The organism is Streptomyces sp. NBC_00459, from assembly GCF_036013955.1.
Taxonomy (GTDB): Bacteria; Actinomycetota; Actinomycetes; order Streptomycetales; family Streptomycetaceae; genus Streptomyces.
In genome coordinates, this window is sequence record NZ_CP107903.1 from 7,844,451 (window position 1) to 7,856,959 (window position 12,509).

Annotated in this window: 9 protein-coding genes; 5 read left to right on the forward strand and 4 right to left on the reverse strand. The window is 71.7% G+C overall.

The window, feature by feature from the left end:
- The first annotated feature begins 25 nt into the window (after positions 1–25).
- From OHN74_RS34545 to OHN74_RS34555, 3 genes are read left to right on the forward strand one after another with little or no spacing between them, the layout of a single operon-like run.
- Positions 26–1,363 carry an acyl-CoA dehydrogenase family protein gene (locus OHN74_RS34545; protein WP_327698490.1) on the forward strand — a complete coding sequence of 446 codons (1,338 nt, stop codon included), beginning with the start codon at positions 26–28 and terminating at the stop codon, positions 1,361–1,363.
- Positions 1,360–1,875, forward strand: a complete 516-nt coding sequence (locus OHN74_RS34550; protein ID WP_327698491.1) for a nuclear transport factor 2 family protein — start codon at positions 1,360–1,362, stop codon at positions 1,873–1,875. The genes OHN74_RS34545 and OHN74_RS34550 overlap by 4 nt, the downstream gene beginning before the upstream one ends.
- The gene (locus OHN74_RS34555) at positions 1,872–2,558 is read left to right on the forward strand and encodes an NADPH-dependent FMN reductase (protein WP_443060495.1); all 687 of its coding nucleotides are present in this window, start codon (positions 1,872–1,874) and stop codon (positions 2,556–2,558) included. The genes OHN74_RS34550 and OHN74_RS34555 overlap by 4 nt, the downstream gene beginning before the upstream one ends.
- A 298-nt stretch (positions 2,559–2,856) precedes the next feature.
- Here OHN74_RS34555 and OHN74_RS34560 read toward each other — a convergent pair whose 3' ends face one another.
- Complete coding sequence (locus OHN74_RS34560; RefSeq protein ID WP_327698492.1) at positions 2,857–4,209, reverse strand: MFS transporter; 1,353 nt, start codon at positions 4,207–4,209, stop codon at positions 2,857–2,859.
- Positions 4,210–4,460: 251 nt separating this feature from the next.
- Here OHN74_RS34560 and OHN74_RS34565 point away from each other — a divergent pair, with 251 nt between their 5' ends.
- Entirely contained in the window at positions 4,461–5,687 is a 1,227-nt protein-coding gene (locus OHN74_RS34565) for a winged helix DNA-binding domain-containing protein (RefSeq protein ID WP_327698493.1), read from the forward strand.
- Between the two features lie 94 nt (positions 5,688–5,781).
- Here the strand turns inward: OHN74_RS34565 and OHN74_RS34570 are convergent, their stop codons facing one another.
- The 3 genes from OHN74_RS34570 to OHN74_RS34580 form a co-directional block, all read right to left on the reverse strand.
- Positions 5,782–6,573 (reverse strand): S1 family serine peptidase, encoded by a 792-nt coding sequence (locus OHN74_RS34570; RefSeq protein ID WP_327698494.1) that lies wholly within the window; start codon positions 6,571–6,573, stop codon positions 5,782–5,784.
- A gap of 266 nt (positions 6,574–6,839) precedes the next feature.
- Entirely contained in the window at positions 6,840–9,668 is a 2,829-nt protein-coding gene (locus OHN74_RS34575) for a helix-turn-helix transcriptional regulator (RefSeq protein WP_327698495.1), read from the reverse strand.
- Positions 9,669–9,852: 184 nt separating this feature from the next.
- Positions 9,853–10,689, reverse strand: coding sequence for a helix-turn-helix transcriptional regulator (locus OHN74_RS34580; RefSeq protein ID WP_327698496.1), 837 nt, complete (start codon positions 10,687–10,689; stop codon positions 9,853–9,855).
- Positions 10,690–10,834: 145 nt separating this feature from the next.
- Here OHN74_RS34580 and OHN74_RS34585 point away from each other — a divergent pair, with 145 nt between their 5' ends.
- Positions 10,835–12,505 (forward strand): AMP-binding protein, encoded by a 1,671-nt coding sequence (locus OHN74_RS34585; protein ID WP_327698497.1) that lies wholly within the window; start codon positions 10,835–10,837, stop codon positions 12,503–12,505.
- The last annotated feature ends 4 nt before the right edge of the window (positions 12,506–12,509 follow it).

The window sequence follows — 12,509 nt, forward strand, 5'->3', positions numbered from 1 at the left end:
CAGTCCCACCCAGCAAGGAGAGTCCATGTCTCAGCCCACTGCACACAGGGAGCCGCCGACGCCTCCGCAGATTCCGCTCGCGGAGGTCAGGGCCGTCGAATCACCGTGGCTCACCGACGCCGGACGGGAGCTGCGTGACCGCATCGGGGAGCTGAAGACGCTGATCCGGTCGGACGCGCGTGAGGGGGAGCGCATCGGGGCGTTGACCCCCGACGTGCTGAAAGCGCTCGACGGGGCCGGCATCTACCGCATGACGATGCCGGTCGAGTGGGGTGGCACCGCCCTCGGCGCGCGGGACCTGGTCGAGGTCATCGCGGCCCTGGGCGAGGGGGACGGCTCGGCGGCCTGGAGCGCGTTCGTCGGAGTCGGACTGCGCAACTTCCTCGCGCTCCAGCCGCGACTGGTCGAGGAGATACGTGCGGACGTCGAGGGCTGGGTGGGTCCGGCGCTCGTGGGTGCCTCCGTGTTCGCGACCACGGTCGGGGACGCCCGCAAGGTCGACGGAGGCTGGATGGTCAGCGGCCGGTGGGCCTTCGGCAGCGGCTGCAAGCATGCCCGCTGGGCGATGGTCGGGATCGCCTTCGACCCCGCGGAAGCCGGTGGCACCGGCCGTGGCGTGGTCGTGCTGGAGCGCGAGCAGTTCGAGATCCTCGACGACTGGCACGTCATGGGGCTCTCCGGAACGTCCAGCAACAGCCTGCGGGTCGCCGAGGAGGTCTTCGTCCCGGACTACCGCTTCCTCGACCTCGGTGAGTTCCCGCCCAGGCTCGACCGGATCCGGAACCACTACAGCGGCACCGCCTTCCGGCAGAGCGGCAGGGCGCTTCTGATGACCGTGGCCCTCAGCAGCACCGCGATCACGCTGGGCATGGCGCGCGGTGCGATGTCGTGTTTCGCGGAACAGGCGGCCAAGCGGGCGCCGTTCACCCTGCCCTATCCGACCGTCGCCGACATGGCGTCGGCACAGGTGGCGGCCGGGCGTGCCCAGGCGATGATCGTTCTCGCCGGCTCCACGATCGAACGCTACGCGGACCAGGTGGACGCACGCACCGACGCCGGTCTCGAGTTCGGCGACGACGAGGAATCGGAGATCAGCCTCGCGCTCGCGTACGCGGCGAACCTCTGCGAGGACGCCATCAACCTGCTCCAGAAGACGCTCGGTTCGTCGACCGTCTCGCTGTCCAACCCGATCCAGCGATTCGTCCGTGACGCACGCGTGGTCACCTCGCACGGCGCGATCCGCGTGGATCCCCTCGCCGAACAGAACGGCCGACGCCTCCTCGGGCTCAAGCCCTTCCCCATGATCGGCGCGGCCGTACCGCAGCGCGGCCTGGCCGCCCCCGGCAAGGAGTCCGTACGATGAGCGATTTCAGCATCGTGGGCGGTGTCGCCGAGATCCACACCCCCGAGCTCTACCGGACATGGATGGACCGGCCCGACTACATCGACGCGGTCGCGGCGTCTCCCGACCCGGGTACGGAGGCGGTCAAGCGGCTCGTGATCGAGTTCGAGGCCGAGCTGGCCCGACTGGTCCGCGACCGCACCGTCGACAAGCAGGTCCGCGAGGTCATGGAGCGGTACACCGTCGACGACTACGTCCAGCACGACCCGAACGCTCCAGGGAACGGCCGGGAACTGCTGATCGAGTTCTTCCGTCACGTGCCGCTCGACCGGGGGACACCCCCGCCCGTGGTCGGCGTCACCGTCGAGGGAGAACTCGCCTGCGTGATGATGCGGGAACCCGCCCCCGATCCGGTGATCCCGGGCGCCACCTACGACTGGAACATCCTCACCCTCTTCCGCGTCAGGAACGGCCGGTTGTCGGAGCACTGGAGCGCGTACCCGAAGCGGGTACCCGGAGAGGGGCCGATGTGAGCGGCGCGGACGACATCATGAAGCTGCAGATCATCGTGGGCAGCACCCGGCCGGGCCGACTGGCGAGGCCGGTCGCCGACTGGGCGGCGGAGGCCGCCGAGAAGCACGGCGGCTTCGAGGTGGAACTGGTCGATCTCGTCGACTACGGCCTCCCCCTGCTCGACGAACCCGGCCCTCCCCGGATGGGCCGTTACGAGCACGAGCACACACGACGCTGGAGCGCGAAGATCAAGGAGGCGGACGCCTTCGTCTTCGTGACCCCGGAGTACAACCACGGCCCCTCGGTCAGTCTGCTGAACGCCGTGGACTACCTCCACAACGAGTGGCTGTACGCGCCGGTCGGCTTCGTCAGCTACGGCGGAATCGCCGGCGGTCTGCGCTCCGTGCAGGTGATGAAGCAGGTCGTCACGACCGTACGCATGATGCCGGTCCCCGAAGCGGTCGCGATCCCCTTCGTCATGCAGCACGTCGAGGACGGGGTGTTCAACCCGCCCCCGCAGGTCGCCGGATCCGTCGCACCCATGCTCACCGAGCTGGCCCGCTGGGCGGACGTGCTCCGCCCGCTGCGGACGGGGCCGCCCCCGCTGCCCCCGCCGCTGCCCGGCCCCGCGACGGGCCCGTCCGGATCGACCCCGGTTCCCGGCCCTCCGGGGACGAACACCGCGAGGGCCAGGACGTCCTGACGGCGCGTACGCGCCGTGGCTGGACAAGCACGGTACGCAGGCCCCTCCGTACGACCGGTACCGAGGCGTACCGGTCGGGCCGGTGACCCACAGCCGAATCACCTGTTGCCCGCGCCGAGACACGGCGCGGGCAACAGGCATGCGCGCGTGGGGCTTTGTCGCAGCCGTGAGCGACCGGGAGGGCGCCCCGACAGAACCGGGCGGCGGACGGCCGTATGCCGCACAGCGCCCGAGTCCGTGCGGCACATGCGGCATACGGCCGAGGGGTGCGGCCCGGGCACCGGTGCCCGGGCCGGCGTCAGACCGCCGCCGTCTGTGACTCGTCCGCCGGCGCGGGTTCGCGCTTCCTGTCGACCGGATAGCGCGGGAGCAGGAAGGTGAGCGCCAGAGTGAGCACGCTTGTCGCGCTCAGGGCGATCAGCGGGCCGCCGTAGCCGCCGGTGGCCTCGGCCGCTCCCTGAAAGAGGATCGGGGACAGGCCGACGCCGAAGAGGGCGACGACGCCCAGTGTCATGCCCTGGAGCTGCGCGAAGGCGCGCATGCCGAAGTAACGGGCCACCAGGTACGGCGCGACCGAGGACTCCGCGCCCATCACCACGCCGAGCAGACACATGGCCAGCAGCAGCGCCGAGGTGCCACCCGTGGCGGCGAAGATCGCGACCGTACCGACCACGAGGCACGCGACGAACGGCGCGAGCGTGCGTGCGCTCCTCGAACGGTCCATGGCCACACCGGCGAGGAACTGTCCGACGATCGAGGACACGAGCAGCACCGACAGGGACAGGGACACGGTCGTGGCCGAATAGCCCCGGTCGCCGAACAGGGAGACGGCGTTCAGCCGCACGCTCATGGCCACCGCCGCGATCAGGATCATGACCGCGGCCATGAGCAGCCAGCCCCGGGAGCGCAGCGCGGCGCCGACCGGCACACCGGGAACTCCTTCCCGACCGCGTACGGCCTCCTCCGCCGCACCGTCCTCGTGGACCCGCTCCGGTTCGGAGAGCAGGAAGTACTGGGCGGGGAAGACGATCAGGAGGATGCACAGGGCGATCAGGAGGTACGTCGGGCGCCAGCCGAGACTGTCGATGGACAGCCGGCACAGTGGGGACATGATCGCTCCGCCCAGGCTGGTGGCGGCGCCGATGAGCAGTGAGTAGCCCGATCCCCGGTGGTGGAGGAACCACTCGGCGACGACCTTGTAGAACACGCCCATGATGGCGACGTATCCGAAGGCGGTGGCGGCGAACATCGGCAGGAGAAGGAGGACGACGTTACCGCCGGCGAGTGCGGTCGCCGCGGTGAAGAGGGCGTACAGCGCCGCACCCGGTACCGCCACGGCGCGGGCGCCCCAGCGGTCCACCCAGCGGCCGGTCAGCGGCAGGACGAACGGTGCGGCGATGGTCGGGATGTTGAAGACGGTCAGCGTCTGCGACTGCGACCAGCCGAAGTCCCGGGCGACGGGTTCGACGAAGAACGTGATGGTCGGGTTGAGGGCGGCCGGGCTCAGGGCCATGGCCAGCACGCAGGCGATCGCGGCCTTCCACGCGAGTGAGGGGTAGCCCCGCAGGGAGGTCACGTACTCACGCAGGGAGCCCGCGGTGTGTGCCGGCTGGTCGGGTGCCGTGACGTCGGCATGAGGGTTCGGGGACATCGTCGTCCTTCCGCAGGCGAGGGGTGACGCACGCCCGCCATTCGGTCGGGGACCGGTGCGGTGCACACCGAGCGGCGTCGGTCAGACATGAACTGTACGGTTCAGTCCATGTGGTGGGTCAAGGGGCCTACGGTTTCAACTTCCGCCGCGCCGGTTCCGGCACAGGCCCCCCGAGCCCGGCGGGCCTCCGATCGGGGTCCGGAACGACTTGCGGACCGAAACTGTCCGCAAGTGGAGTTAGCGTACGGACCATGGAGAACACGGCGAAGCAGAACAAGGCGACGACGACCTCGGCGACGGCGGCTTCGGTGGCCGCTCCGGCGACGAGCCCGAGGCCTGCCTCGGCAGGCGCGAGCGTCGGCGCAGCCCCCGTCCTCGGCCCCCGCGCCCTCAACCGTGCCACCCTCGCCCGGCAACTGCTTCTCGCCCGGTCGCCGATGTCCGCCAAGGACGCACTCGCGCACCTGCTCGGACTCCAGGCGCAGAACGTGAAGCCCCCGTACCACGCCCTCGCCGCCCGCCTCGAAGGCTTCGTCCCCGAGGAGTTGTCCCGGCTCATGGCCGACCGGGAAGCCGTCCGCATCGTCACCATGCGCTCGACCATCCACACCCACACCGCCGACGACTGCCTCACCCTGCGCCCGCTCGTCCAGCCCGCCCGGGACCGCGAACTCACCTACTTCCGCAAGGGACTTGTGGGCGTCGACCTCGACCGGCTCACCGCCCTCGCGCGTGAACTCGTCGAGGCCGAACCGCGCACGATGAAGCAGCTGCGCGAGGCACTCCTCGTCGAGTGGCCGGACGCCGACCCGCAGTCCCTGTCCGTCGCCGCCCGCTGCCGGCTCCCGCTCGTCCAGGTCACCCCGCGCGGCCTGTGGGGCCGCAGTGGCCAGGTCGCCCTCACCACCGCCGAGCACTGGCTCGGCCGACCGGCCCAGGAGGCGCGGGCCGAGGAGACGTCGGTTCTGGACACGACCGTGCTCCGCTACCTCGCCGCCTTCGGCCCCGCCTCCGTGAAGGACATGCAGACCTGGGCCGGTCTGACCCGGCTGCGCGCCGCCTTCGAACGCCTGCGCCCGCAGCTGCTCACCTTCCGGGACGAGCACGGCACGGAGCTCTTCGACCTCCCCGACGCGCCCCGCCCCGACCCGGAGACGCCGGCAGCGCCGCGCTTCCTGCCCGAGTTCGACAACCTGCTCCTCTCGCACGCCGACCGCACCCGCGTGGTCCCCGCCGACCTCAAGGGCCGTACCTGGACGGGCAATCAGGCGCACTGCACCCTGCTCGTCGACGGCTTCCTCGCCGGCCTGTGGCGCCTTGAGGACCGCACACTCACCGTCGAGCCCTTCGGCGAGTTCACCAGGGCCCAGCGGTCGGCGGTGGTCGAGGAGGGCGGGCGGATGCTCGCGGCGCTGCACGGGGGAGCGGCGTACGACATCCGGTTCGGCACCGTCGTACGCGAACGGGAACGTGGATAGGGGGCGCTGCGGACCGCTCGTGGCCGGTCCGCAACGCCCCCTGGCATTCACCCGGGGGGTACCCGGGAGACTGTGGTGGCTGTACCGCTGGTGATTACGACGCGACCTGCGTCGCCACCAGGCTGGAGAAGGTGGTCAGCCGGGTGTAGACCCCGGGGTAGCCGGCCGCAGCGCAGCCCTCGCCCCAGGAAGTAATACCTGCCAGGACGCCGCCGATCATCAGCGGGCCGCCGCTGTCGCCCTGGCAGGTGTCAACGCCGCCGGCGGTGTAGCCGGCGCAGACCATGTCGCTCGCGATGTAGCTGGAGCCGTACGAGCTGGTGCAGCTGGCGTTGGAGACCGTCGGGACGGTCGCCGTGCGCAGCTGGTTGGAGGAGCTGCCGTTCGAGGAGGTGGTGCCCCAGCCGATGATGCGGGCGGTGGTGCCGGCCGCGTACACACTGGTCTGGGACGAGGTGACGTACGACGCCGTGGTGTACGGCATCGAGGTCGCGAGGGTCAGCACGGCCACGTCGTCGCCGTTGGTGGCGTCGGTGTAGCTCGGGTGGATCCAGATCTTGGTGACCCGGCTGACGGTGCCGTTGGTGCCGTTGCGGTAGGTACGGCCGCCGACGACTCTGACGCTGCTCGTCGTCTCGTCGACCATACAGTGGGCCGCGGTCACGACCTTGGTGGCCGAGACGAGGGTGCCACCGCAGAACTGGTTCTGCGAGGCGTCCGTGATCTGCATGACGTACGGGTACGTCGCAGCGGTGGTCGTGGTACCGCCCACGATGGGCTGGGGCGCGGCGACGACGCCGGGAGCGGCGATCAACGCGGTCGATGCGGCGGCAGCGGTGGCCACCAGGACAACGGCGGCCTTCTTGGCACGGGCGAGCCCGAACATGGGTTCTCCTCTTGTGGGGATTGCCGGTGGGGGGACGCGCGGGTGTGGGGGGTGTTTCTGCACGGGGCGTTGGTGCTGCTCCGTGTGCCCGGCGTGCGGCACATCCACAAGGTAGGAGCCGGATAAGGTCCCTCCCAATGAGGGAACCCCCTAGGGGAATTGGGGGAGGGAAAACCCTCGGTCGTACGGGGTCGACGGCGCGGTACGGTGAGTGCGCAAGGATGGATTGCGCGCAGGTGCACGGCCGTACGGCGGGTATGCGGGCGTTACTTCGGGTGGCGTCCCGCCGCCAGCCGGACGATGTCCACCCGAGACCGGATACCCAGCTTCCGGTACACCCGGGTGAGCGTCGCCTCGACCGTCTTGACGCTGATGAACAGGCGTCCGGCGATCTCGCGGTTGGTCGCGCCCTCCATGACGAGCGCCGCGACCTGACGTTCCATCGCGGCGAGCCCGTCGAGAGCGGCAACGGCCTGCGGCTGCTGTACGAGCGGCTGCGGGGCGGGGTTCGGCACGGTGGCCGCGTCCACCCGGCGCAGCCAGGGCAGCGCGCGGGAACGTCTGAACAGGCGTGCCGCCTCGTCGTACGACGTAGGGGCGGGAGTCGGCCCGGGTCCCGGCGGTCCGGTGCGCAGCTCCGCCAGGGCGAGCGCGGCCCGCGCCTCCTCAAGTCCGTAGCCCAGCTTGGCGAGTCGGTCCTTCGCGGACGTCAACTGGGCCAGAGCCGCATCGCGTTCACCGCGCGCCGCCCGCACCAGCGCCTCCGACCGGTCGAGCACCGCGAGCACGCTCTCGCGCCCCAGCCGCAGCGCGTGGGCGCGCGACACGTCGATGACCTCCTGCGCCTCGTCCAGCTCGCCGACGCCGACCAGCGCCTCCGCGAGGTCGCCCTGCCAGCGTCCGCGCGCCGGGTCGTCGACGCCGAGATCGTGCTCCAACTCCCGTGCCCGGCGCAGCGACTGCACCGCACCCGGCGCGTCCCCGGCCACCAACCGGGCGTATCCCAGGGCCGCCTGGGCCCGGGACAGGTACATCAGGTCGCCGTTCTCCTCGGCGTGCTCGACCGACTCCCGGGCCAGCGCCAGCGCCCGGTCCACGTCACCGCCGGACGCCTCCGCCAGCGCGGCGAGCATCCCGGAGGCGACCTCGCCGATACCGGTGTCCCGGGCCAGGCGCAGACTCTCCCGGGCCAGGTCGAGCGCCCGGCCGCAGTGCCCGCAGCGCAGTTCGGTCTCGGCGAGGCAGCGCAGGAAGTGCACCTCGCTCTCGACGGACCCGCGCCGGCGCACCTCGCGCAGCAGCGTGGTGATGGTGGCCCGTGCCTCGGGCAGCTGGTCGCTCATGATCAGCCAGCGGAACCGGGCCGAGCCGATGCCGTTGTGATGGACGGTCACCTGCGGGTCCTGGGGCTCCTTGAGGGCGCGTTTGATCGTGGCGGGTGCGTCCGGGTGGCCCATCAGGGTCTCGGTCTGGGCCTGGAAGGAGAGCGACATCAGCTCCGTGTGCCGGTCGCCGGCCCACGCGGCGAGCTCGGCCGCGCGCGCCGCCTCCTCGCGGCACTCGGCGAAGTTGCCCTCCACGAGGAGCGCCCGCCAGGCCAGTTGGTAGTGGATCAGGGCGAGCAGCTGCGGGTCGTCGCCCGCGTCGGCCAGTGCCTGCGGGAAGACGGCGTCGACCTCCGTCATGGCATGGCCCGCCGTGTCGATCACGATGATCCAGGCCCGCACCCGTTGCTCGGGCACCCCGCTCCGGTCGAGCACCTGGCGGGCGATGTCCCGCGCCAGATCCAGCTCACCGGCGGTGATCGCGTCCTCGGCGGCCCGCAGCCGGTGCTCGTCGGGGTTGGGCACGCTGTCGGCGGGGGTGTACCGGGCGGCGAGCAGTCCGAGCGAGGAGGCCACCGTGGGCGCCCCGCGGTCCCGGGCCAGCGCGGCGGCCTCGGCGAGTCGCGCGGCCACTCCCGGATCCGTGCCCTCGGTGGCCAGGGCGAGGTGCCGGGCCCGCTCGATGGGGTCGGAGGCCGCCGTGGACAGCGCGGCGTGCGCGGCCCGGCGCTCCTGGGCACTCGCCTCCGCGTACAGCGCGGCCGAGACGAGGGGATGCGCGAACCGTACGGCCGGACCCTCGGGCTCGGTCGCCAGCAGTCCGAGGGCGGCGGCCTGGGCGGTCTCGGCCTCGGCGTTCTCCCGGCCGGCCTCGTGCAGCAGGGCCAGGGTGGGGCGGGCGCCGGCGCTCACCACGAGGAGGGTGCGGCGGGCGTCGTCCGACAGCATCTCCAGGCGGCTGAGGACCAGCGCGCGCAGCGAGGTCGGCACCGGCAGCGGCTCGCCCGGGCGCGGGGGAGTGGGGTTCTCGGCCAGGGCCCGGCCGAGTTCGAGGGCGTACAGCGGGTTGCCGGCACTGGTGCGGTGGATCTCGCGCACGGTCGAACGCGGGAGGTCGTAGCCCCGGTGCTCCAGGAGCATCTCCACCTGGGAGCGGGTCAGCGGGTTCACCCGGACGGCCAGGGTGTCAGGTGTGGACGCGCGTAGATAGCGGTCGTACTCCTGTCCGTCCGTCCGCCCCGCGAACAGCATCCGGACGGGGTCGTCGCCCAGACGGCGGGCGGCGAAACCGAGGAGTTCGGTGCTTGCGGTGTCCAGCCACTGGAGGTCGTCGGCGACGACGAGGACCGGACCCTTCGCGGCCAGCGCGCGCAGCGCGGACAGCACGGCCAGCCGCAGTGCGAGCCCGTCGCGCTGGAGCGTCGACTCGCCACGGCCGGTGAGCGCCGACTCCAGGGCGACACGCTGGGCGACGGGCAACTGGCCGGACACCTCGTCCAGGGCGAGGCCGAGAAGATCGGCGAGCGCGAGGAAGGGCAGGTGGGATTCGGACTCGGTGGCGGAGCAACGCAACACGGTCCGTGCCGATTCGCCGTATTCCGCGGCCAATGTCCGCAGGACGGTCGACTTTCCTATTCCGGCCGTTCCGTGCAGCAGGAGGCTGCCACCGCGCGAAAGCTGCTCGCGTGCCGAGATGAGCGCCTCGTCCCGGCCTATGAGCAGGTCGGAGCGGCATCGGCCAGACTCCTGGAAGTCCCGTCGCACGGTCACCGCTCCCCTCCTGTGTCGTGTGGGAGCCAATATTAGGCAACAGATCTTTGAATTTCGGACCGGCGGCGAGGTGAGCCGAATAACAGGACGGTTGAGGCATCGGAAAATTCAAGTCACATGTGAGTGAATACTCCGTATGCGTGTGCGGAGCGTGACGACGGAACCCCTCCGGGCCGACGGATCCTCAGGGCAGCAGCCCCGCCCGCCGCGCCGCCACGACCGCCTCCCAGCGCGAGTGGGCGCCCAGCCTGCGCATCGCCGAGCGCAGATAGCCCTTCACCGTCTCCGGTCGCAGCCCCAGCCGTTCCCCGACGACCGCGTTGGACGCCCCCGAGGCGACACACGCCAGGACGTCCAGCTCACGCGGTGCGAGCGCGACCCGGTCCTCGGGGCGCCCGACGGCCAGCAGACCGCACGCGTCGAGCAGCGCGCCCCGCAGTTCCGGATCAGTGATCCGCGGAGCCAGCGCACGCAACGCCGTGTGCGCCTCCCGCACCTGCTCCCACGCCCCGTCACCGGGCACCCCGGTACCGGCGGGCTCCGGACCCACCGCCGCCAGCAACTCCCGTGCCTGGTCCCGTACGGCCAGCGCCTGCTCCACATCCCGGGCCGCCTCGACCGCCGCGCCGATCGTGCGGTCACCCAGGGGCTGGGCGCTGCGCAGGGCGCCGTACAGCACTCCACGCACCCGGCGCCGCACGACGACCGGGACCGCCACCACGGAGCGCAGGCCCTCGGCGGCGACCGGGATGTCGTACTCGTGGCTGATCACCCGGGAGGCGGAGTAGTCCGTCACCGCGCACGGGCGGGCGAGAGCCGCCGCCCTGCCGCCCAGGCCGTTGCCCGAGGTCACCGCGAGCGCGCGCAGCGCCTGGGTGGAGGTGCCGCTCAGTTCGCTGATGCGCATGTGCCGGCGCCCCGCCTCCACCAGCCCGCCGAAGGCGACCGGCAGCCCGGTCGCCCGCCGCAGCCGGGCCAGCGCCCGCCGCACCTCCGCCGCCTCGGCCGTGTCTGCTGCCACGTCATCGCCCCTTCGTCGCGGCCCGCTCGTGGTGTGTTCGCCGGTCGTACGGGCACTCACCCCCGTTCGGGGGTAGTGAGACCGGCATCACGGATTACACGATGTCAGAGAGCCGCCCGGCAATGGTCCGGGAGGAGGAGGAGTGATGACGACGGTGACCGAGCGCTTCCGCGAGGCGCGGGACTTCCTGCTGGCCCACCGCGAGGACTACGCCACAGCGTACGAGGGTTTCCGCTGGCCGCGCCCCGAGTGCTTCAACTGGGCCCTGGACTGGTTCGACGTCATCGCGGACGGGAACGACCGCACCGCCCTGCACATCGTCGAGGAGGACGGCTCCGAGGTCAGGGTGTCCTTCGCCGAGATGTCCGCCCGCTCCGACCGGGTCGCCAACTGGCTGCGCGGGCTCGGGATCCGCCCCGAGGACCGCGTCCTCGTCATGCTCGGCAACCAGACCGAGCTGTGGGAGATGGCCCTCGCCGCGATGAAGCTCGGCGCCGTCGTCATCCCCGCCACCCCGCTGCTCGGCCCCGCCGACCTGCGCGACCGGGTGGACCGCGGCCGGGTCGCCCACGTCCTGGTCCGCGCCGAGGACACCGGCAAGTTCGACGAGGTCCCCGGCCGCTACACCCGGATCGCGGTGGGCGGTGCCCCCGAGGGCTGGCAGCGCTACGAGGACGCGTACGACGCGCCCGCGGAGTTCACGCCGGACGGGCCGACCCACTCCGACGATCCCCTGATGCTCTACTTCACCTCGGGTACGACCGCCCGCCCCAAGCTCGTCGAGCACACCCACGCCTCGTACCCGATCGGGCATCTGGCGACCATGTACTGGATCGGCCTCAGGCCCGGCGACGTCCATCTGAACATCTCCTCGCCCGGCTGGGCCAAGCACGCCTGGTCCAACCTCTTCGCGCCCTGGATCGCCGAGGCGACCGTCTTCATCCACAACTACACGCGCTTCGACCCGGCCCGGCTGATGGCGGAGATGGACCGCGCGGGCGTCACCTCCTTCTGCGCCCCGCCGACCGTCTGGCGCATGCTCATCCAGGCCGACCTGACCCAGCTGCGCACCCCGCCGCGCGAGGTCGTGGCCGCCGGGGAGCCCCTCAATCCCGAGGTCATCGAACAGGTGCGCCGCTTCTGGGGCGTCACGATCCGGGACGGCTTCGGGCAGACGGAGACCGCCGTGCAGGTCTCCAACAGCCCCGGCCAGCCGCTCAAGACGGGCTCCATGGGCCGCCCGAGCCCCGGCTACCGGGTCGTCCTCCTCGACCCGGTGTCGGGTGAACCGGGCGCGACCGAGGGGGAGATCGCGCTCGACCTCTCCACCCGCCCGGTCGGCGTGATGACCGGCTACCACGGCGACGCCGACCTCACGGCGGAGGCGATGGCCGGCGGCTTCTACCGCACCGGGGACATCGGCTCGCGCGACCAGGACGGCTACATCACCTACGTAGGCCGGTCCGACGACGTCTTCAAGGCCTCCGACTACAAGATCTCCCCCTTCGAGCTGGAGAGCGCGCTGCTGGAGCACGAGGCGGTCGCGGAGGCCGCCGTGGTCCCCGCGCCGGACGAACTGCGCCTGGCCGTACCGAAGGCGTACGTGGTGCTCGCGGCGGGCTGGGAGCCGGGGCCGGACACCGCGAAGGTCCTCTTCGAGCACAGTCGTGAGGTCCTCGCCCCCTACAAGCGCCTGCGCCGCCTGGAGTTCGCCGACCTGCCCAAGACCGTGTCCGGCAAGATCCGCCGCATCGAACTGCGCGAGGCGACCGCGGCCGGCTCGGAGAACGAGTACCGCGAGGAGGACTTCCGGTGACTTC

Bases quoted from the DNA above. Each gene is read 5' to 3' on its own strand.
- OHN74_RS34545 (WP_327698490.1), top strand. From the start codon at position 26: ATGTCTCAGCCCACTGCACACAGGGAGCCGCCGACGCCTCCGCAGATT.
- OHN74_RS34550 (WP_327698491.1), top strand. From the start codon at position 1,360: ATGAGCGATTTCAGCATCGTGGGCGGTGTCGCCGAGATCCACACCCCC.
- OHN74_RS34560 (WP_327698492.1), bottom strand. From the start codon at position 4,209: ATGTCCCCGAACCCTCATGCCGACGTCACGGCACCCGACCAGCCGGCA.
- OHN74_RS34565 (WP_327698493.1), top strand. From the start codon at position 4,461: ATGGAGAACACGGCGAAGCAGAACAAGGCGACGACGACCTCGGCGACG.
- OHN74_RS34570 (WP_327698494.1), bottom strand. From the start codon at position 6,573: ATGTTCGGGCTCGCCCGTGCCAAGAAGGCCGCCGTTGTCCTGGTGGCC.
- OHN74_RS34585 (WP_327698497.1), top strand. From the start codon at position 10,835: ATGACGACGGTGACCGAGCGCTTCCGCGAGGCGCGGGACTTCCTGCTG.